The sequence below is a fragment of the Paucibacter sp. B51 genome (assembly GCF_027863535.1).
Classification (GTDB): domain Bacteria; phylum Pseudomonadota; class Gammaproteobacteria; order Burkholderiales; family Burkholderiaceae_C; genus Paucibacter_A; species Paucibacter_A aquatilis.
The window spans coordinates 3,875,872-3,896,309 of record NZ_JAPIVN010000001.1 but is presented as its reverse complement, the minus strand read 5'-3'; the positions used below and the strand labels follow the sequence as shown (position 1 = coordinate 3,896,309).

Sequence of the window (20,438 nt, the reverse complement as noted above, 5' to 3'; positions counted from 1 at the left end):
ACAAAGAGACAAAGAGAAACCAGGAGTGAAGGGAGTGACCCAGAGGTCGATCCCTTCAGCAATCCACGAGGGAAGGCAATGCCAGGCGCAACACTTTGCTGTTGATGAGGCTGGCCGCGTCTTGGCACATGGCCAGCTCAGCGAAGCGTCCCGAGGTCGAGCGCTCGGGATGCGCCCGCTGCGATCAGAATTCGCGGCGGCGGCGTGCCATGAAGGCCACAGCCACCAGGCCGGCCAGCATCAGGGCATAGGTTTCGGGTTCCGGCACGGCGGAGACATTGGTCACGGCGATGGTCTGGCCGTCGAAGCTGACCTTGACGTTCTCGAAGGCTTGGGCGCCCACATAGAGGTCATAGTCTTCTGGATCGGTCGGGGTGACATGGACCAAGGCGGAATCAACACCGACCTTGTTGCCGATCTTGGTGAAGGCATTGCCCCAGTTGAAGAAGCGGTCACCGGCATAGCCTAGGGTGCCCACAGCGTTGTAGCTGGAGCCATTGAGCTGGGTCGGGTGAGTGCCCGTGCCGCCGCCTGCAATGACGAGGCCGGTCGAGCCGCCGAAACTGCTGTCGAAGCTGTTGGCGGTCAGGCTGTTGCTGATGGTGGCGGCGCTGACGCCGGTGCCGACCGTGGTCAGCACATGCTTGTCGGTCAGGTCGAACGTGCCGTTGCCTTCGTAGACGAACAGCGACCAGCGGATGCCGGTGGTGCTGTTGGAGGCGCCGTTGAACAGGTCGGGGCGGGTGGACACGAACTCGGACCAGCCGGCGGTGCCGACCACGCTTTGGCTCAGCAGGGTGCCCGGGGTGCCGGCGCTGGCCAGGCTCAGCATTTGCTGGAAAGTGACGCCGGTGTCCAGCACATAGGAGCCGTTGTTGTCGCCAACCACCAGGAACAGCTCGGAGCCAACGGACACGGCCTTGATGGTGGCGAGAGCGGGAGTGCTGGCAACAGCGGCCAGGGCTGCGACGGCAGCGATGAGTTTCAGCTTCATGGGTGAGTACTCCAGTACAGAGGTTTGAAGAAAGTGAACAAGTGAAGGCCAGTGGCCCGGATGAAACACGGAGGGATGAGTTCAGCCCTCGTCCGAGGCCCGGCGTGGATGCACCGGCCGCGGGCAGCGGGCGCGACACCTGGACATCACCGATGGAGTGAGAGCCGCCCTTGCAAGGGCGCTCGGACTCGGCGGTGGCACTGGGTGCCCGGGGCCTCCCGAAGCAAAGGCAAAGAACAGGTGTCGTCCTGCGACAGGGCGGACTGTGGCAGCGAGAAGTGACGCTCGTATGCGTGCAAATTCGAGGTTTGCGCGCCGAACGGACTAGACCTGTGGCGTGGTTGCGACGCTTTGCGGGGCTTCCAGCGCGACTTGGCGCTTCACCGACAGGGGCCGATGACGGCATCGCGGGTTCGCCCGAGGCTGCGCCTTTGTCACGGGCGCTTCATGCGAACGGCCTATGGTGCGCGCCATGAGTACGCCACATCCTTCCGCCTTCATGTTCACGCGCTTGCTGCGCAAGACACCCGCCAGCCTGGGCCTGGCCACCGCCGTGGGTCTGGGCGCTTGGGCCCTGGCCGCTCAGATCCCGCAGCCCAAACCAGCACGGGGCAGCACAGCCGCGGTCGGCACCGAGCTGATCGTCAAGCTGGCCGATGCCGGCCGCGACCGCGCCCAGCAAGAAGCGCAGCTGCGCCATCTGCTGGCCGAGCACGGCCTGCCGCTGCGCGCGCAGCAGCCCCTGGGTTCGGGCTGGTGGCGCTTGCAGGCCAAGGCTGCAGCCCCGGCGGCAGCGAGCCAGCGTGAGCAATGGCTGCAGGCCCTGCGCGCCGATGCCCGCATCGGCCACGCCATGCCGGACATGCGCGAACAGCGCGCGGCCGTGCCCAACGACCCCATGTTCCGCAACAGCAGCGATCCCAAGAACAGCCAGTGGTGGCTGGACGAGCAGGCCGCCGACAGCAACCCGGCGGCCGCTGGCTTCACCAAGGCCTGGGATCTGAGCAAGGGCTCGGCCTCGGTGGTGGTGGCGGTGCTGGACTCCGGCATCACCTCGCATGGCGATCTCAACACCAATGTGCTGAAGGGCCACAACTTCGTCAGCAAGCCCGAGTACGCCAACAACGGCGTGGGCCGTAGCGAAGGCGCGGCCGACCCCGGCGACGCCCTGAGCAAGGCCGAGCATGATGCCAACCTGGCCCTGTGGGACGGCTGCCTGGTGAACGAAAGCAGCAGCTGGCACGGCACCCTGGTGGCGGCCCAGCTGGCGGCCGTGACCAACAACGGCGGCGGCGTGGCCGGCATGAACTGGAACGGCCGCGTTCTGCCGGTGCGCGTGTCGGGCAAATGCGGTGCTTCGGTCGGCGATATGGTGGACGGCATGCGCTGGGCCGCCGGCCTGCCCGTGGCCGGTGCGCCGGCCAATGCCAACCCGGCGAAGATCGTGGTGATCGGCTTTGCCGGTGTGACCTCCTGCGACATCAACGACGCCAATGCCGATGTGGCCGCGGCCGCGCGCCTCTACCGCGACGCCATCGAGGAGCTGCGCAAGCTCGGCGTCATGGTGGTGGCCGCCGCCGGCAACTACCGCGGCGCGGTGGGCCGCCCGGCCAATTGCGCCGGCGTCTTCGGCGTGGCCGCGGCCAACCGCCAGGGCTTCAAGGCCATCTACTCCAACTTCGGCAAGGAAGTGCAGCTGCTGGCCCCTGGCGGCGACGCGGACAGCGGACGTACCTGCGACGCCGAGCTGGCCGACAGCGGCCTGGTCTCGGCCAGCAACAAGGGCAAGACAGCACCCAGCGAAGCTGGCTACGCGGCCGTCAGCGGCACCAGCTTTGCCGCGCCCCAGGTGGCCGGCGCGGCCGCGCTGATGTGGTCGCTCAACCCGGGCTTGAGCCTCAACCAGATCGAATCCGGCCTCAAGCTGAGCGCGCGGCCCCATGTGACGGCCTACGCCCTGGGCTACTGCAGCAGCAGCAATTCCAGCCGCTGCACCTGCACCACCGAGACCTGCGGCAGCGGATTGCTGGACGCAGCCGAGGCGGTGAAATACGCCCAGGCGCCGGGCAGCTACACGCCGCCGGTGCGCAGTGCCCAGACCCTGCAAAGCACGGCCTTGAGTCGCTGCGGCCAGGCCCAGGGCAGCACGCCCATCCCCGCGCCTGCTCCGGCACCGGCCCCTGCGCCCGCACCGGCCCCAGCACCGAGCCCCACGCCCGCCCCCGCCCCCGCGCCCAGCTCGGGCGGCGGCGGTGGCGGCGCGGCCTCGCCCTGGTGGCTGGCCGGCCTGGGCCTGGCGGCGGTGGCGCTGCGCGCACCGCGCCGGCGTGAGGGCAACAAGCCCGCGGCGGAGCACTGAGACGCGCCGCCATGCAGCAGCTGCCCACGCTCTCGCCGCCGCGCCCGCTGAACCCGGCCCCGCCGGTGCTGCCGCCTGAATGGCTGCAATGGGTGGCCGATTGCTTGATGTGGGAGGGCGAGCCGGCCTCGATGCGTGCGGTGATGCAGTCGGCCGGCCTGAACCCCGCCGCCTGCGAGGCCGCCATCGCCAGCATCCAGATGAGCCCGGCCTTCATCGCGGCACAAAAGCACAAGCAGATGCTGCGCAAGCTGGAATCCCTGATGGCCAGCCACCAGAAGCTGCTGGAAAGCGCGCCGGCCTACCGCGAGATCGAGCGGCGCCGCGGTGTGAGCCGCGAAGAGTTGCTGGAGCGCTATGTGCTGGGCTGCCGCCCGGTGGTGCTGGAGGATGTGGCCGCAGACTGGCCGGCGCTGCAGCGCTGGTCGCCGGCCGACTTTGCCACGCGCTTCGGGCATCTCGAGGTGGATGTGCAGGTGGGCCGATCGCGCGACCCTTTGTTCGAGCAGAACAAGGGGTCGCTGCGCCAGCGCATGCGGGTGGGCGAGTTTGTGGATCTGGTGCAGAGCGCCGGTGACAGCAACGACCACTACCTGACGGCCAACGACGAGATGCTGCGCCGGCCCGAGTTCCTGCCCTTGCTGGCCGATATCGGCAGCATGCCACCCTTGTGCGACCCCAGCCTGCTGCCGGGTGCCGCGTCTTTCTGGTTCGGGCCCGGCGGCACGCACACGCCGCTGCATCACGACACCTTGATGCTCTTCCACACCCAGGTCGTGGGCCGCAAGCGCTGGCGCTTCATCTCGCCCTGGCAGACGCCGCTGCTCTACAACCGCATGGGCGTCTACAGCCCCATCGATCTGGACCGGCCCGACTTCGAGCGCTACCCCTTGTTCCGCCAGGCCACGGTGCTGGAGACCGTGCTGACGCCTGGCGACACGCTCTTCCTGCCCCTGGGCTGGTGGCACCAGGTCAGCGCGCTGGAGCTGAGCATGTCCTTCTCCTTCACCAATCTGGACATCCCCAACCAGTTCAGCTACGCCAACCCCAGCATCGGCAACTGGTGAGTGGATCTCGCCTTCAGCGCCGCTGCTCGCTCCAATGCTGAGTGGCGGCCAGGAACACCGGGTCGCGCTGCAACACGGCCAGCGCCGAACGTGCGCTCACCGGGGCCAGGCCTTGCTCGAGCAGGGACTCCAGCACTGCCTCGGCTGACTCGCCGCGCAGCAACTGCCCCGTCATGGCCTGCAGCTGCGGGTCGCTCAACACGGGCTGCCGGCGCTGATGAACCAGACCGGGATCCACATCGAACAGATCGCGCAGCAGCACGGCATCGAGCCGGCCTTGGGCCTGCAAGAGCAGCGAGGGTGCATGGTTGGCCTGGGCATGACGGTGGACGCGGCAGCCGGGCAGGCTGGCGAATCGCTCGGCATGAAAAAGATCGAGGTTCGCCGGGCCCTGTTCGGGGAAATCCGGCTGCTCGCCGTAATGCAGGCGCAGGTCCAGAGGCCGGGCCGAGGCGGCGGCCAGAGTGACCAGATCGCTGCGCGCGGGGCGGATACCCTCGGCCTGCAAGCGCTCCATCACCGACAGCCAGCGCGGGTCGGCCTGCGCGCGCGCCACCGCGGGGTCCATGGTGGACAGAGCGCCAAAGGCGACGATGCGATCGGCGCCCAGGGCCAGGCCGTAGAGGATGGCGCCGTAGCCGCCCATCGATTGGCCCAGGGTCAGCACCCGCGTCGGAGCCAGCGCGCGCACCTGGCTGGCGAGTGCGTCCAGCGTGCGCAGCAGATTGGAGCCCAGACCGGGCAGGCCGTGCAGATACCACGACAGGCTGCGGTCGCGCAGATGGATGCGATGAAAGCTCTGACCGAGCAGGAACTCGAGTTTGCGCAACCGCCCCACGAAATCAAACGCCACCGGCGCATTCCACTGCGCAAAGCCAAAGGTGATGATCAGAGGCGCGGGGCCTTCGGCGGCTTCGATCAGGACATCGGGTTCCGAAACAGTCATCGCGGCGGCGGCCAGGCCGGCTGAAATTGGGAGATGCCCGCATTCTGGCCAAGCTTGATGACAGCCCTGTCGGCGAGGCCGATTGTGCGCAGGCGGCAAGGGCTGCGCGGCAATTTTCTGCGGGCTTAATCACGAAATTTCAGGCGCCTGGCGACCGTATAGTCTCGGCACGAGGCGTGTCGAGCGGGGTCGCCTGCTCGCCAGGAACGCCCCAGGTATTCGAGGACCTATGCCAGCATCGACCGGGTTTCTGATGGGGATGAACAGCGCGGCTGGCGCCCATCTGCGCTTTCGCGCCATGACGGCGTCCGAGGCGCTGTCCACGCCGTTTGAGTTCCAGGTTTCCGCCATCTCCTCGGAGGCCACCCTGTCGGCCGACGATCTGCTGGGCACGGCGGCGGCGGTCTCCCTGCGCCTGGATGCGTCCAACACCCGCTGGTTCCATGGCCTGGTCAGCGCCTTCTCCTTCCAGGGCATGGAAGGGCGTAACTTCGTCTACCAGCTGACGCTGCGCCCGGGCCTGTGGCTGCTGACGCGGTCCAGCGACCTGCGCATCTTCCAGGACTTGAGCGTGCCCGAGATCCTGGAGCAGGTGTTCGCCGACTACAGCGGCAGCGTGGTGCAGGAGCTGAGCGGCAGCTATGCCAAGCGGGCGTTCTGCGTGCAGTACCGCGAAAGCGACTTCAATTTCGTCTCGCGCCTGATGGAAGAAGAGGGCATCTTCTACTTCTTCCGCCACAGCGAATCGCGCCACGAGCTGGTGATTGCCGACAGCAGCAGCGCCCACGTGGCCATGGCGGGCTTTGAGACCATTCCCTTCCTGGCCGAGGGCAATGCCCTGACCCAGCAGAGCGCCATCCACAGCTGGCAGATGCGCAGCGAGGTGCAGACCGGCAAGGTCGTGCTGCGCGACTACAACTACCTGACGCCCGACACCGACCTGAGCAGCTCGCCGGCCACGGCCAGCCGCAGCCATGCCGAGGCCGGCCACGAGGTCTACGACTATCCCGGTGGCTACGAAGCCAAGGCCGCTGGCGATGCGCGCGCGCTGGTCCAGCTCGATGAAGCACAGGCGCAGTTCGGCCGCTTTCACGGCAAGGGCGACTCGCCGGGCCTGTGCGCCGGGGGGCGGTTCAAGCTGAGCAAGCATCCGCGCAGCGACCAGAACGCCGAGTACCTGGTGCTGTCCACCCGCATCGAGATGAAGCGCGGCGGCTATGAGTCCGGCGTGGGGGCGGGCAGCTTGGGCTCGGCCTTTGGCCTGCAGTGCGAGTTTGAGTTGCAGCGCTTTGACCAGGCCTTCCGGCCGCGCCGCCTGAGCCGCAAGCCCAGCGTCGCCGGGCCGCAGACCGCGGTGGTGGTCGGCGATGCCGACCCGGGCGACATCGTCACCGATGAACATGGTCGCGTGAAGATCCAGTTCCACTGGGACCGCATCGGCACCAAGACAGCCGCCAGCAGCTGCTGGGTGCGCGTGGCCAGCCCCTCGGCCGGCAATGGCTTTGGCATGGTGTCCCTGCCGCGCCTGGGCCAGGAAGTGGTGGTCGACTTTCTGGAAGGCGATCCGGACCGCCCGCTGATCACCGGCCGGGTCTACAACGCCCAGCAGAAGCCACCCTACGAGCTGCCGGCCCATGCCACGGTCAGCACCCTGAAGAGCCGCAGCAAGCTGGGCGGCGCGGCCGAGTTCAACGAGCTGCGCTTCGAAGACAAGAAGGGCGAGGAGTATGTGCTGCTCCATGCCCAAAAAGACCGCCTGGACTTTGTCGAGGAAACCTACAAGAGCGAGATTGGCAAGGACGAGCACCGCAGCCTGAAGGGCAACCGCCACGACAAGGTCGAGGGCGAAATGCATCTGAGCGTGCTCAAGGACCTGAAGCAGGCGGTGGACGGCAAGCTCGACCTGACGGTAGGCAAGGACCTGGTATTCAAGAGCGGCGGGGTGTTCAGCCTCAAGACCGACAAGGACATCACGGCCAAATCGGGCGCGGCCATCTCGATGGAATCGAGCGCTGACCTGCACCTCAAGATCGGCGCCAATATCGGCGCCGAGGCCAGCCAGAACTTGCATCTCAAGGCTGGCATGAATCTGGTGATCGAGGCGGGCACACAGATCTCGATCAAGGCGGGCCCCGCCTCCATCGTGCTCGGGCCGGACGGGGTGTCCATCACCGGCCCCATGATCAAGCTCAACTCGGGCGGCTCGCCGGGCAGCGGCAGCGGCGCCAGCCCGGTGTCACCGCTGGATCCGGAGGCGCCGCAAGCACCCGAGGCGCCGGAAGATCCCTTGACCCACCGCTGAGGCCTCCATGCAGGCACAGCTTTCCTCAGAAGCCCAGGGCACGGTGGCGTGGCACGATTTTGTGCCCCGCCTGGCCGCGCATCTGGCCGCGCAGTGGCCGGCCATGGAAGCCTTGCTGGCCGAGCGTTACCACACCTTTGTCCAGCTGGCGGTGGAACAGGCCCGCAAGCTGGGCTTGCGCCAGCCCGCCAGCGTGGGGCGTTACGTCAACCTCTGCTTTGTCTGGGGGCCCAGCTTCCAGGAGCGCCCCGAATACGCCTGGGCCGCGCAGCATCTGAGCGATGCCAGCGAGCGGCCGGCGCTGGCGGAATGGGCCAGCCTGCATCAGCTGCTGCAGCGCTCGCTCACCGAGTTGCGGGGCATGGCCGGCGCCAAGGTCGATGCCGCCAGCCTGCGTGCGGCCGACGCACGCTTGCTCGATGCCATCGAGGCCTGGGCGGCCGAGCCGCGCGCCGGCCTGGCCCGGGTCGCCGCCGCGCCGCCCCTGCCGCGCGTCGCCTGTGATCTGGAGGCCGTGGAGCTGCGTGTCCTGCCTGCCGGAGTCGCCGAGGGCGGCGAGCGCCCGGCGCCTGTGGCCCAGGATTACCACTGGCAGGCCGGCGGCTGGCAGCGACTGCAGCGACCGGAGCCGGCGCCGCTGCGCATCGACAGCCAGCACCCGCTGCCGGCCCTGATCAGCGTGCTGGCCCCGGTGGCGGGCCAGGGCGAGCCCTGCCGGCTGCAGCTGCGCGCCCGCAGCCATGCCAGCTGCAACGGCGGTCACCATCCGGCCCTGAGCGTCACCGGCCCGCAAGACCGCCAACGCTGGCAGGGCTACGAAACCCGGGCCCTGAATTGGCCCATGGTCGCCCGCGCGCCCAGCAGCCGGGCCAGCGGGCCGGGTTGTCTGGTGGCGGAAGAAAGCTCGCCCGAGTATTACAAGCTGGAGCTGCAGGTCTGCGGCCTGCGTGACCAGGGCGAGGCCCTGGGTTCGCTGCATGGCCTGATCCAAGCCTGGCCAGCGGCGCAGTGGTGGGTCGAGATTCAGCGTCCGCGCCTGGCCATGGACCAGCGCGAGCTCATCACGCCCAGCCACCAGGCCCGCCGGCAGTCGCTCAGCCGTTGCCGTGTCGAGCGCGACGGCGAAGCGCAGGACGCCCAGGCTTTGCAGATACAGCTGGACCAAGGCCTGGACGCCGCCTGCGCCCAAGCCCTGTGGCGCCTGGCCGAAGCCTGGGCCCAGGTGCCCGCGCTGCAGCAGCCCAAGCTGGAGGGCTGCCTGGGCCTGCTGCGCGGCTCGGCCGCGTTCAGCTGGGGCTGGCGCCTGGGCGCCGAGGGCCTGGCGGCTTCCGCCTGGATGGGCCTGCAGGCCCAGCTGCAGCTTGAGGCCTGTCTGGCCGATCTGGAGTTCAGTGCCGAGCTGCAGCTGGGAGACGCCCGCAGCCGGCTGAGCCTGCGCTGCGCCGGCCGCGCCGAGCTGCAGGCGCAACTCAATCGCAGCCAGGCCGGCGAGCCAATGCCGGCGCTGATGGCGCAAACGGTCAGCCGCTGGCGCCTGCCGCTCAGCCTGAGCCTGGACCCACTGGCCTCGGAGACCGGCGCGCTCTTGCAGCCGGTGTCGGCGCCGCAGGCCGCCCTGCTTGGCGAGCTGGGCTTGCGGCCCAACAGCAAGGTGGGCAGCGGCTGGGAGTGGTATGCCAAGCTGCAGCTGGAGGCGGTGTCGCTGGAGCTGCTGACCCAGGACCCGCTGATGGGGCCCTGCCAGCAAACCTTGCAGCTGCTGCCCGCCTTGCCACTGCTGGACTGGAGCATGGCCTGATGGAACGCCTGCTCGTCCTCCGACTGGAAGCGCTGGGCTGCAGCGCCGAAGCCTGGTTCAACGGGGTGCCGCTGGGCCGTGTGGACGGCCAGCAAAGCACGGTGCTGAATCTGCCGGTGCATGAGTACGCGCTGGCCGGTGCCAATCAGCTGGAGCTGGTCATCAACCCTGCGCCGGTCCTGGCGGAGGGCAGCGAGGCCGAGGCGGAGCCGGCCTTGTCCGATGGCCACCTGGGCGCACGCCTGTGTCTGCTGCTGCCGCGCATGGGTGCGCTGGCCCACCCCAGCCATGCACGCACCCTGGCGGCCCTGGACTGGGCACCGGCGGAAGCCGAGGTCTACCGCTCGCCCACACGCTTGCAACAGCGCTTCGAGCTGCCGATCAGCTTCCCGCGCTGGCGGTGGCTGGATGCGCCGGTTCAGAGCCTCAATCCGAGTGTGAGAGCCGGTCTGGTCGACCATGTCATGGGCTTGGCCCTGGGCCTGGCCAAGGGTGATGCCGAGCCGCTGATTCGCGCGTCGCGACTGCGTCTGGAGGAACTGGCCCAGGCCTACCAGCGCGAGCTGGGCAGCGAAGTGGCACGGCTGCGCGCCCAGGTCCAGAGTCAACATGCCGCTCAGGCGTTGAAGCCCGTGCTGCCCAGCCTCGGCAATCTCAAGCTCAGATCGGTGGCCGGGGGGCGGCTGCTGGAATGCCTGGGGGCCGATGGCCTACCGTTTCTTCGCAGCCCCGGCCGCACGGCCTCGGGCGCTGCTTGCATGCTGCATTGGCCGCTTCGCGTCTCGGCCATCGAGGGAGAGTTTTATGTCTTGCGCTGATCACCACACACAGACGCCTGGCCGCTTGCTGACGCCCACCGGCCGCGAGATGGAGGTCCGGGCATGATCCGCCTGACCGTGCTCAGTTTCAACGGCGAGCCCATGCAGGGCTTGAGCGCCAGCTTTGACGAGCTGGGCGGCAGCATCGGCCGGGCCGAGGGCAACCAGTTGGTGTTGCCCGACCCGGAGCGCAGCATTTCGCGCCAGCATGCCCGCATCAGTTTCCGCGCCGGGCGTTATGTGGTGGCCGACAACGGCAGCAATCCGGTGCTCTACAACGGCCAGACCTTGGCGCCGCAAGCGGAGCAGCTGCTCCAGGCGGGCGATCAACTGCAGATCGGTGGCTACCTCTTGAGCGTGAGCGAGGAGCACAAGGCCGCGGCCAGCGCGGACCCCTTTGCCGATCTGTTCGGCGACATCAGCGGCGGCCTGGCGGCGCCGGGCGTGACCGCCCCAGCCGCTGCCGCTTCGCCGCCCATCTCGCCCTTGCCGGCATCGCGGCCCCCGGTGGCGGCGCCGGCCGCCCACGGCGGCGCAGGCGCAGCCATGATCCCCGAGGACTGGGACCCGTTTGCCGACCTGAGCCCGTCCAAGGCCGGCGCGGCCTCAACGAGCGCGGCCCCCTCATTCCCCGCAGCGGCTGCCGGATCGGCCGGCCTGGCTGGTTTGCTGGGCGGTGGCAGCGAGAGCTCGCTGGACGCCTTGTTCGGCCTGGGCGGGGTGGGCGCAGCCGGGGCCAGTGCGGGTACGGGTGCCGGCGGCGCCGACCCCTTTGCCCATTTGCTGGCGCCCGCGCCTTCGAGCATCGACCCACTGCTCCAGCCCGGTGGCGCAGCGCCCGCCCGGTCCGGGCCCAGCTTGGCCGACCATGGCTCCGAACTCAATGCCGCCATGCCGCGTGTGCGCGCCGAGGCGGCCAAGCCGGTTCCTACTCCCGCTGCCAGCCCTGCAGCCAGCCCCGCGGCGCCGGCCCTGCCGCCCGGCGCGGTGTTCTCCTGGGACGAGATCAAGGACCCGATGCCCACCACGGTGCCCGGTTTTCTGGCGCGCGGGCCGGGCGATCGCCAGGAGCGGGTGCAGGGCGCGCCGGTGCCAGATCCCTTGGCCACGCCGTGGCCGTCCACCCTCGATCGTTCGCCTGCGGCGCCAGCACTGGCTGCCGCTCCAGCTGGAGTGCCGCCTGCGGGCCCCCATCCTGCGTCCACGGCCACGGCAAGCCCCACGGCCGCGGCCGGGGAGGGCGCCTTGCTGGCCGCCTTGCTGGAAGGTCTGGCCACGCCGGGCCTGCGCCTTGAGGCCCTGACGCCAGACCTGATGCGCCTGATCGGCAGCCTCTTGCGGGAATCGACCCGCGGCGCCGTGGAACTGCTGGTTGCGCGTGCCGCGCTCAAGCGCGAGATGCGCGCCGAGATGACCATGATCGTGGCCAAGGAGAACAACCCGCTCAAGTTCTCGCCCTCGGCCGAGGTGGCCATGCAGTACCTGCTGTCGCCGGCGCTGCCGGGCTTCATGCCGGCCCAGCCGGCCATGCGCGATGCCTTCAACGATCTGCGCGCCCACCAGCTGGCGGTGATGGCCGGCATGCGCTCGGCCCTGGACAGCGTGCTGCTGCGCTTCGACCCGGTGCGGCTGGAGGCGGACCTGACCCAACGCTCGGCCCTGAGCGCGCTGCTGCCCTCGCTGCGCAAGGCGCGGCTCTGGGACACCTTCGAGGAGCTGTTCAGCCAGCTCTCGAGTGAGGCGCAGGACGATTTCGAGGACCTGTTTGGCCAGGCCTTTCTCGATGCCTACGAAGAACAGCTGGACCGCCTGGCCGCGGAGCGTGAGCGCCCATGATGCCGCTGCATGTCGAAATTGCCCTCTTGTCGGACCGAGGCGGGCGCAACTACAACGAGGACGCCTGCGGGCACTGGCAGTCCGAGCGCCAGCTCTGCTGCGTGCTGGCCGATGGCGCGGGCGGGCATGGCGGCGGCGATGTGGCCTCCAAGCTGGTGGTGCAGGGCGTGGTCAGCCATTTCGCGCGCCAGCCGTCTCAGAACGGCGCCGCCCTGGGCGAGCTGCTGCGCTCGACCAACCAGCAGCTGCGCGCCGAGCGCGAGCCCGGCACCGAGCGCGAGGACATGCACAGCACGGCGGTGAGCCTGGTGCTGGACCTGACCAGCGGCCAGGTGCACTGGGCCCATGTCGGTGATTCACGCCTGTACTGGTTCCGTGCCGCGCGCCTGCTGCAGCGCACCCAGGATCACAGTCTGGTGCAGACCCTGGTGGATGCCGGTCTGCTCGACGAGGCGCAGATGAACAGCCACCCCAAGCGCAGCGAGCTGCGCTCGGCCATGGGCCTGCCCGATGAGGACCTCGAGGTCAGCTGTGGCGATGGCATGCAAGCGGCTCAGCCCGGCGATGTGTTCCTGCTGTGCACCGATGGGCTGTGGGAGTATCTGGACGCCGAGGTCCTCGAACGCAGCCTGGCCGCAGCGCCCTCGCAGCAGGCCTGGCTGGACACCCTGGCCGCCGAGGTGCGCCGGCGCACCGCGCACAAGAACAGCCATGACAACTTCACCGCACTGACCGTCTGGGTCGGCGCGGCCTGAACCTGCGACCAAGGAGCAGCCACCATGCCCATGCACGTGTGTACCGGCGCCCAGATGATGTGCTCCATGGGCGTGGCGCCCGCGGTGTTCAACGCCACGCCGAAGACGGTGATGACCAACAACATGATGGCCGGCAACATCATGGACCACGTCCCCATGCTCAACATCCCCGCCTTCGGCATGTGCCAGAGCATAGGCAATCCGTCGGTGGCCTCGGCCACCGCGGCGGCCCTGGGCGCGCTGACGCCCATGCCTTGCATCCCCAACACGACGGCGCCCTGGACCCCGGGTGCGCCGACGGTGCTGGTGCTGCAACAACCTGGGCTCGACAACACTTGCAAGCTGATGTGCAACTACGGCGGCGTCATCAGCTTTGTCAGCCCGGGCCAGACCAACGAGATGATTCCCTGAGTCCCTTCGGCTGAGGGGCCGACCGCCCGCAGCCCGGACCGAGACCGCCCCATTTTCAGGAACGAGAAATCTATGACATGGCATAACAAGGTGATGTGGACGGAGGGCATGTTCCTCCAGCCACAGCATTTCCAGCAGCAGGACCGCTACGTGGCCAGGCAGATCGACGGCCGCATCCAGGCCGCCTTGCCCTGGGCCTGGGGCTTCAGCCGCTTGCAGATCGACGAAGCGGCCTTGCTGCAGGGGCGGGTGGCCCTGCCCAGCGCGCGGGGCATCTTGCCGGACGGCCTGGTGTTTGACATCCCTGGCGATGACCCGGCACCCCTGGCCTACGAGGTGCCGGCCGATGTGCGCGACCAGGTGCTGGTGCTGGCCCTGCCGCTGTCGCGCCCGGGTGTGGCCGAGAGCGATGTGGAAGCGGCCGATGGCGCCATGCCGCCACGCTTTCGCGCCCTCGATCTCGATGCCGCCGACATCCACGCGGCCAGCCTGCGCGAGGCGCCGCTGCAGATCGGCCGCCTGAACTTGCGCCTGATGCTGGAGCGCGATGCGGGAGAGGGTTATGCGGTGCTGGGCCTGACGCGCATCATCGAACGCCGCGCCGATGGCCGCGTGGTGCTGGACAGCCAGTACGTCGCGCCCATGCTGCATGCGCCGGCCCATGCCGTGCTGGACAGCCATCTGCGCGAGGTACAGGGCATGCTGCACCAGCGCGGTGAGGCACTGGCCACCCGCCTGGCCCAGCCGGGCCGGGCCGGCGTCGGTGAGATCGCTGACTTTCTGCTGCTGCAGACCGTCAACCGCCAGCAGACCGTCTTCACCCATTTGCAGCGCCTGCCGGTGCTGCACCCCGAGCGCCTGTATGCCCAGTGCTTGGAGCTGGCCGGCGATCTGTCGACCTTCCGCGAGCAACGCCGGCCTCTGGCCTATCCGGCCTACCGGCACGAGGACCTGGCCAGCTGTTTTCGCGCGGTGATGACGGACCTGCGCCAGTCCCTGTCCATGGTGCTGGAGCAGACCGCCATCCCGATCGAGCTGCAAGACCGCAAGTTCGGCATTCGCGTCGCCCTGATCCCCGATCTGGAGTTGCAGCGCACGGCCAGCTTCGTGCTGGCCGTCAATGCGCAGATGCCAGGCGAGGCCTTGCGTTCGCGCTTCCCGGCCCAGATCAAGATCGGCCCGGCCGAGCGCATCCGTGACCTGGTCAATCTGCAGCTGCCCGGTGTGATGCTGCGGCCCATGCCGGTGGCACCGCGCCAGATCCCCTACAACGCGGGCTACACCTATTTCGAGCTGGAAACCCGGGGCAACGAGCTCTGGAAACAGCTCGAGACTTCGGGCGGCCTGGCCATGCACATTGCCGGCGACTTCCCGGGGCTGAGCCTGGAGTTCTGGGCCATCCGGAGTTGAGGACCTGTCATGAGCGAGAACGAGAACGACCCCTTTGCCGCGTTCGAGTCCGAGCGCACCATCATCAAGCCCAGTGCCGGGCGTGCCCGTGCTGGCGCATCGGCCGCGCCGGCGGGTGCGGATCGTGCCGCTGAGGCTGGCAGTTCGCCCACCCAGACGGCCGCCGCGCGCGCCGACGGCCCGGCTTCCGCGCCGCTGCCCGAGCTGGGCGCCCAGGCCAGCCTGAATCCACTGGTTCATGCGGCCGCGCCCTTGCTGTCGGCGGCGCCACGCTTGCGCGCCATGCCGCGCCATCCCAACCCGCAAGCGCTGCGGGCCAGTCTGGTGGAGGCGATTCGCCAGTTCGAGCTCAGCGCCCAGCAACAGCAGCTGCCCAATGAGCAGCTGGTGGCCGGGCGCTATGTGCTGTGCACCCTCCTGGATGAATCCGCGTCGAGCACGCCCTGGGGCAGCGCCGGCGCCTGGGCTTCGCAAAGCCTGCTGGTGCAGTTCCACAACGAGAGCTGGGGCGGCGAGAAGGTCTTCCAGCTGCTCGCGCGTTTGATGGAAAGCCCGGCCCAGCACCGCAATCTGCTGGAGCTGATGTACCTGACCCTGTCCTTGGGTTTTGAAGGGCGCTACAAGGTGCTGGACAACGGCCGCGCCCAGCTGAATGCCATCCGCGAACGCCTGGCCCAGGTGCTGCGCCAGCTGAGCGGGCCGGTGGAGCCGACGCTGTCGCCGCATTGGCAAGGCGTGCAGCAGGCGCCGGCGCGGCTGCGCGATGGCATCTCGCCCTGGCTGGTGGCGGCGCTGAGCGCCTTTGGCCTGCTGCTGATCTTGCTGCTCCTGCGCCTGACCCTGGGCGCACAAACCGATGCGTCCTTCATGGCGCTGCAAGCGCTTCATGCCAAGGCCGAGGCCAAGCCCGCGGCCGCGATTGCGCCCGTGGCCGTGCCGCCGCGCCTGGCCCAGCTGCTGCGCAGCGACATCGAGGCTGGTGCGGTGCAGGTGCGCGACGAGGCCGATCGATCGGTGGTGACCGTCCTGGGCGACACCATGTTCGAGCCCGGCAGCGCCGATGTGGCCGCCCGGGCCACGCCTTTGTTCGGCCGCATTGCCGCGGCCCTGCAGCAGGTGCCGGGCCGCGTGGCCGTGGTGGGCCACTCCGACAACCAGGCCATCCGCTCGCTGCGTTTCCCCTCGAACTGGCATTTGTCGCTGGCGCGGGCGCAAAGCGTGCGTCAGCTGCTGGCCCAGACGGTCGAAGCCAGCCGCCTCGGCGCCGAAGGCCGCGCCGACAGCGAACCGGTGGCCGACAACGCCAGCGCCGAGGGCCGCGCGCGCAACCGCCGGGTCGACATCGTGCTGACGGTGGCGGCGCAGTCCTGAGGCGCCCAGGCTCCGACATGACTCGAACTCGAACTTCCAAGAATTGCATCGCCGATCCAGCCCCGCGCCGGATGCGGCAAGAAAGTTACCCATGAAGCGATTTCTGCAATGGCTCCTGAGCCCCGCCGTGATGGGCACGCTGGCCCTCTTGCTGCTGTCGGCCGTGATCTGGTGGCTGGGCCCCTTGATCGCCATCGCCGGCGCCACGCCGCTGGGCGGCTGGCTGCCGCGTGCCGGCCTGCTGCTGCTGATCTGGCTGTGCTGGGGCGCGCGCCTGCTCTGGAAGGCCCACCAGCGCCGCAAGACCAATGCCGCCTTGCTGGCCGGCCTGGGCGCCGGCCCCTCGGCCGCTGACAAGGAAGCGCAGCTGATGGCCCAGCGCTTTGCCGAGGCAGGCCAACGGCTGAGGGCCGCATCCAAGCGCAGCTGGTGGTCGGGCGAGCAGTATTTGTACGAGCTGCCCTGGTATGTGTTCGTCGGCGCGCCGGGCTCGGGCAAGACCACGGCCTTGATGAATGCCGGCTTGCAGTTCCTTTTGCGCGAAGGCAAGGAGGGCCAGAGCGCGGCCGTCAAAGGGGTGGGCGGCACGCGCAACTGCGAGTGGTGGTTCACCCAGGACGCCGTCTTGATCGACACCGCCGGCCGCTATGCCACGCAGGAGAGCGACCGGGAGGTGGACGCCAGCGCCTGGGACAACTTCCTCTCGCTGCTCAAGAAGACCCGCCCGCGCCAGCCCATCAACGGCGTGTTGCTGACGGTCAATGTGCAGGACCTGCTGCAGCAGGGTGCGGTCGAGCGCAAGCAGCACGCGGCCCAGCTGCGCGCGCGTCTGCAGGAGCTGCACAGCAAGCTCGGCGTGCGCGCCCCCGTCTATGTGCTGGTGACCAAGGCCGACCTGATCGGCGGATTCAACGAGAGCTTCGAGGGCCTGGGCAAGGAAGAGCGCGACCAGGTCTGGGGCTTCACCTTTGCGCATGAGGAAATGCCGTCCGGCGATCCGCTGGCCGATTTCGCTCGCTTCTACGGCGAGCTGCAGCAGCGCCTGGTGGCCCAGCTGCTGGGTCGGCTGGAGGCCGAGCGCGATCTGAGCCGCCGCCAGGCCATGCTGGCATTCCCGCAGGAGTTTGCGAGCCTGCAGCCGCTGCTGGCCGAGTTCCTGAACCAGGTGCTGGCCGGCGGTGGGCAGCTGGAGCAAACGCCGCGGCTGCGCGGGGTCTATTTCACCAGCGGCACGCAAGAGGGCTCGCCGATTGCGCGTGTCATGGGCGCGCTCGGCCGCTCGTTTGGTTTCGACGCGCGCGCTGCCGCGCCGGCTGGCGCCAAGGGCAAGAGCTTTTTCCTGAACCGTTTGCTGCGCGATGTGGTGTTCGCCGAACGCGGGCTCGGCGCAGTCAGCCAGGCAGCCACAGCCCGGCGCCGTTTGCTGCGCGGCGTGGCTTTCGCCGCCATCGGCTTGTTCAGCGTGAGCCTGCTGCTCGGCTGGGCGATCAGCCGATCGCGCAATCTGGACCATGCCGAGCTGGTGCAATCGCGTCTGCCGGCGCTGCAAGCGGCGGTGGATGCGCTGCCGGCCGCCAACAATGCCGATGTCAGCGCCTTGCCCGAGGTGCTGGCCCAGGTGCGCGATGCGGCGCACAGCGAGGCCTTCGACCTGAAGAACCCACCGCTGCTGCAAGGCCTGGGCCTGTACCAGGGCGACAAGCTCGACGCCGGCGCGCAGCAGGCCTATGGCCGCTTGCTCGAACAGCAGCTGATGCCGCGCCTGGCACGCCGTCTGGAGGAGCGCTTGCGCACCGCCTCGCGTGACAACCTGGAGCAGGCCTACGAGGCGCTCAAGAACTACCTGATGCTCTACCAAGCCGAGCAGCTGGACGCTGCCAGTCTCAAGGCCTGGATCGGTGTGGACTGGGACCAGAACTACGGCCGCATGGACCCGGCCCAGCGCCAGCTGCTGGATGCCCATCTCGAGGCCTTGCTCTCGCGCGGCCCCGTGCGGCCATCGGTGGCCATGGACGAGAGCCTGGTCGCCGGCGTGCGCGAGATGCTGGCGGCCTATCCGCTGGAGTACCGCGTCTACAGCCGCATCAAGCGCCAGTACCGCGCCGGCGATGTGCCGGAGTTCACCGTGGCCGCTGCGGCTGGCCCCAATGCCGCGCAGGTCTTTGTGCGCGCCAGCGGCGAGCCGCTGACCAAGGGCATCTCGGGCCTGTACACCAAGCAAGGCTACGAGAAGCTGGTGAAGTCGCAGGTGCAGAAATCCGCCCTGCGCCTGGCGCAGGAAGAGCCCTGGGTGCTGGGCATCAAGAGCGACCCGGCGCGACTCAAGGACCTGGCCGTGGGCACGCAACTCAGCGACAAGGTGCGCCGCCTCTACTTCGAGGACTACATCAAGACCTGGGACCGTTTCCTGGCCGATGTGCGCCTGGTCAAGCTGGCCGGGCTGGAGCGCAGCATTGCCGTGGCGCGCATCCTGTCGGCCGTCGATTCGCCCCTGGCCGCCTATTTGCGTGGCGTCAGCGCCGAGACCCGCCTGGTGCCGCCCGCTGGTGGCGGCAATGCGCTGGACAAGCTGGCCAATCAGGCCAAGAGCGATGCGGCCGCCCTGGCCGGCGCCGCGCCTGCCGACGCCGCCGGCGGGGCAGGGCCGCTGGAGCGCATGGTGGACGACCATTTCGCGGGCATCCATCGCCAGATCAGCGGCCAGCCCGCGCCCATCGATGACACGCTCAAGATGTTCAACGAGCTCTACACCCAGCTGAGCGCGGTCGACGCGGCGCAAAAGAGCAAGTCGCCGCCTCCGCCGGGCGGCGGAGCGGAGCGCATCAAGACCATGGCCGGGCAGCAGCCCGAGCCCATCCGCTCCATGCTGGAGCAGCTGGCCGATGCCGGCGCCAACCAGAGCCGCGGGGCCGAGATCCAAGGCCTGTCGGCCGAGCTCAAACCCATCTCCGAGTTCTGCGCCCGCGCCATCAATGGGCGCTACCCCTTCGCCAGCGGATCGCGGGCCGATGTGCTGCCGGAGGACTTCGGTCAGTTCTTCGGCGCGGCCGGTCTGATGGACGAGTTCTTCCAGCGCCGCCTGGCCACCCTGGTCGACACCACGACCCCCAGCTGGAGCTACAAGCCTTTGGGAGACGGCAGCAAGCCGGTGGCCGCCGCAGCCCTGGCCGAGTTCCAGCGCGCCAGCCGCATCCGTGAGGTGTTCTTCCGCAGCGGGGGCAAGCAAGCGGGCCTGAAGATCGAGCTGCGCCTGTCCGAGATCGACCCGGCCCTGAAGGAGTTGGTGATCGACAACGACGGCCAGATCCACAAGCTCAGCGCCGGGGGTGCCTCCATCACCCTGAACTGGCCCAGCAGCCGCGTGGCAGCGCAGATCAAGCTCAGCAGCGGCGCCCCGGGCGCGGCCGCGCCCATGTTGTTTGAAGGGCCCTGGGGCTTGTTCCGCCTGTTCGATCGCTTCGGCATCGAGCCCTCCAACGTGCCCGAGCGCTTCAGCGTGCCGGTGGTGATCGATGGGCGCAAAGCCAAGCTCGATGTCATTGCCGCCAGCGTCTTCAACCCCTTCCAGCTGCGGGAAATCAAGCAATTCCGTTGCCCGGCGGCGCTGTGAACCGGCGTGACACCCTGCCGGGCTGGTATGGCAAGCTGCCGGCCCTGGGCGACTTTGCCTCTCGTCGCATGGGGCCCGACCTGCTGGCCTGGTGGGACGCCTGGCTGGCCGAGGGCCTGCTGGATTTGCAAACCCAGCATCGCCTGCGGGGCAGCAACTGGCTGGACGCCTACCTGGTCAGTCCCAGCTGGCAGTTTCTGCTGAGCCCGGCCTGCCTGCCGGGCGAGCTGGAGCATCAGGCATGGATGGGCTGCCTCATGCCCTCGGTGGATCGGGTCGGTCGCTACTTTCCTTTTCTGGTCCTGCAGTCCTTGCCGGCCTTGCCGCGAAGCCTGGCCGCGTGGCGGGCGGTGCAGGCTCGCCTGCAGGCGCTGGACGCCTGCGCGGCCGACGCCCTGGAGCAGGACTGGGTGGTCGAGCAGGTCGAGGCCGAGCTGGAGGCCGCCCTGCGAAGCTCGGCCTGGCCCGATGCCTTGTGGAGCGATCCAGGCGATGCGCCTGGGGCCGCGGTCTCGCCGGGGCAATGGCTGGATGTCGCAGCCACGCCCGACCTGGCTTCAAGCGATCCGGTGCTGGACGCAGGCCTGCGGCTTTGGGCCCAAGACCTGGCCTCTTCCAGCCAGGCCCCGCGCTCCTACTGGCGCGCGCAGCCGGCCGGGCAGGCCGCGCGCTGGCGCGTGTGCGCCGGCATGCCCCAGCGCGCATCGGCGCTGCTTGGAGGTGAATGAACCGAGCGGTCGGGCCCGCCGCTGAGGCGGGCC

At 69.1% G+C, this 20,438-nt stretch carries 14 protein-coding genes; 12 read left to right on the top strand and 2 right to left on the bottom strand.

All coding sequences use genetic code 11. The features are described from left to right. Positions 1-184: 184 nt before the first annotated feature. A complete protein-coding gene (locus OOB33_RS16505; protein WP_223696577.1) occupies positions 185-994 on the bottom strand; it encodes a PEP-CTERM sorting domain-containing protein in 810 nt (269 codons plus the stop codon). A gap of 472 nt (positions 995-1,466) precedes the next feature. Here OOB33_RS16505 and OOB33_RS16500 point away from each other — a divergent pair, with 472 nt between their 5' ends. Then, positions 1,467-3,353: a S8 family serine peptidase gene (locus OOB33_RS16500; protein WP_271009473.1), complete on the top strand. Its 1,887-nt coding sequence runs from the start codon at positions 1,467-1,469 to the stop codon at positions 3,351-3,353. Between the two features lie 11 nt (positions 3,354-3,364). Further along, the gene (locus OOB33_RS16495; protein WP_271009472.1) at positions 3,365-4,420 is read left to right on the top strand and encodes a cupin-like domain-containing protein; all 1,056 of its coding nucleotides are present in this window, start codon (positions 3,365-3,367) and stop codon (positions 4,418-4,420) included. A gap of 13 nt (positions 4,421-4,433) precedes the next feature. On the opposite strand, the gene OOB33_RS16490 is transcribed toward OOB33_RS16495, so the two are convergent. After that, the gene (locus tag OOB33_RS16490; protein WP_271009471.1) at positions 4,434-5,366 is read right to left on the bottom strand and encodes a hypothetical protein; all 933 of its coding nucleotides are present in this window, start codon (positions 5,364-5,366) and stop codon (positions 4,434-4,436) included. 253 nt (positions 5,367-5,619) lie between these two features. Between OOB33_RS16490 and OOB33_RS16485 the strand changes: the two genes are divergently transcribed. From OOB33_RS16485 to tagF, 10 genes are all read left to right on the top strand, one after another. Continuing rightward, entirely contained in the window at positions 5,620-7,668 is a 2,049-nt protein-coding gene (locus OOB33_RS16485) for a type VI secretion system Vgr family protein (RefSeq protein ID WP_271009470.1), read from the top strand. 7 nt (positions 7,669-7,675) lie between these two features. Further along, positions 7,676-9,466 carry a hypothetical protein gene (locus OOB33_RS16480; RefSeq protein WP_271009469.1) on the top strand — a complete coding sequence of 597 codons (1,791 nt, stop codon included), beginning with the start codon at positions 7,676-7,678 and terminating at the stop codon, positions 9,464-9,466. After that, positions 9,466-10,284, top strand: coding sequence for a hypothetical protein (locus OOB33_RS16475; protein WP_271009468.1), 819 nt, complete (start codon positions 9,466-9,468; stop codon positions 10,282-10,284). Before OOB33_RS16480 ends, OOB33_RS16475 begins: the two co-directional genes overlap by 1 nt. A gap of 63 nt (positions 10,285-10,347) precedes the next feature. Continuing rightward, the gene (gene tagH, locus OOB33_RS16470; RefSeq protein ID WP_271009467.1) at positions 10,348-12,120 is read left to right on the top strand and encodes a type VI secretion system-associated FHA domain protein TagH; all 1,773 of its coding nucleotides are present in this window, start codon (positions 10,348-10,350) and stop codon (positions 12,118-12,120) included. After that, positions 12,117-12,875: a PP2C family protein-serine/threonine phosphatase gene (locus OOB33_RS16465; protein ID WP_271009466.1), complete on the top strand. Its 759-nt coding sequence runs from the start codon at positions 12,117-12,119 to the stop codon at positions 12,873-12,875. The genes tagH and OOB33_RS16465 overlap by 4 nt, the downstream gene beginning before the upstream one ends. Before the next feature lie 24 nt (positions 12,876-12,899). Then, positions 12,900-13,286: a DUF4280 domain-containing protein gene (locus tag OOB33_RS16460; RefSeq protein ID WP_102766667.1), complete on the top strand. Its 387-nt coding sequence runs from the start codon at positions 12,900-12,902 to the stop codon at positions 13,284-13,286. 72 nt (positions 13,287-13,358) lie between these two features. Further along, positions 13,359-14,696 carry a type VI secretion system baseplate subunit TssK gene (tssK, locus tag OOB33_RS16455; RefSeq protein ID WP_271009465.1) on the top strand — a complete coding sequence of 446 codons (1,338 nt, stop codon included), beginning with the start codon at positions 13,359-13,361 and terminating at the stop codon, positions 14,694-14,696. 9 nt (positions 14,697-14,705) lie between these two features. Beyond that, entirely contained in the window at positions 14,706-16,067 is a 1,362-nt protein-coding gene (locus OOB33_RS16450) for a DotU family type VI secretion system protein (RefSeq protein WP_271009464.1), read from the top strand. 91 nt (positions 16,068-16,158) lie between these two features. Then, complete coding sequence (gene tssM / locus OOB33_RS16445) at positions 16,159-19,677, top strand: type VI secretion system membrane subunit TssM (RefSeq protein ID WP_271009463.1); 3,519 nt, start codon at positions 16,159-16,161, stop codon at positions 19,675-19,677. After that, positions 19,674-20,405, top strand: coding sequence for a type VI secretion system-associated protein TagF (gene tagF, locus OOB33_RS16440; RefSeq protein ID WP_271009462.1), 732 nt, complete (start codon positions 19,674-19,676; stop codon positions 20,403-20,405). Before tssM ends, tagF begins: the two co-directional genes overlap by 4 nt. Positions 20,406-20,438: the final 33 nt, after the last annotated feature.

Coding starts and splice junctions, on each gene's coding strand:
- OOB33_RS16480 (WP_271009469.1), top strand. CDS start 7,676: ATGCAGGCACAGCTTTCCTCAGAAGCCCAGGGCACGGTGGCGTGGCAC.
- OOB33_RS16460 (WP_102766667.1), top strand. CDS start 12,900: ATGCCCATGCACGTGTGTACCGGCGCCCAGATGATGTGCTCCATGGGC.
- tagH (WP_271009467.1), top strand. CDS start 10,348: ATGATCCGCCTGACCGTGCTCAGTTTCAACGGCGAGCCCATGCAGGGC.
- OOB33_RS16485 (WP_271009470.1), top strand. CDS start 5,620: ATGGGGATGAACAGCGCGGCTGGCGCCCATCTGCGCTTTCGCGCCATG.
- OOB33_RS16500 (WP_271009473.1), top strand. CDS start 1,467: ATGAGTACGCCACATCCTTCCGCCTTCATGTTCACGCGCTTGCTGCGC.
- OOB33_RS16465 (WP_271009466.1), top strand. CDS start 12,117: ATGATGCCGCTGCATGTCGAAATTGCCCTCTTGTCGGACCGAGGCGGG.
- OOB33_RS16475 (WP_271009468.1), top strand. CDS start 9,466: ATGGAACGCCTGCTCGTCCTCCGACTGGAAGCGCTGGGCTGCAGCGCC.
- OOB33_RS16490 (WP_271009471.1), bottom strand. CDS start 5,366: ATGACTGTTTCGGAACCCGATGTCCTGATCGAAGCCGCCGAAGGCCCC.
- tssM (WP_271009463.1), top strand. CDS start 16,159: ATGAAGCGATTTCTGCAATGGCTCCTGAGCCCCGCCGTGATGGGCACG.
- OOB33_RS16505 (WP_223696577.1), bottom strand. CDS start 994: ATGAAGCTGAAACTCATCGCTGCCGTCGCAGCCCTGGCCGCTGTTGCC.
- OOB33_RS16495 (WP_271009472.1), top strand. CDS start 3,365: ATGCAGCAGCTGCCCACGCTCTCGCCGCCGCGCCCGCTGAACCCGGCC.
- OOB33_RS16450 (WP_271009464.1), top strand. CDS start 14,706: ATGAGCGAGAACGAGAACGACCCCTTTGCCGCGTTCGAGTCCGAGCGC.
- tssK (WP_271009465.1), top strand. CDS start 13,359: ATGACATGGCATAACAAGGTGATGTGGACGGAGGGCATGTTCCTCCAG.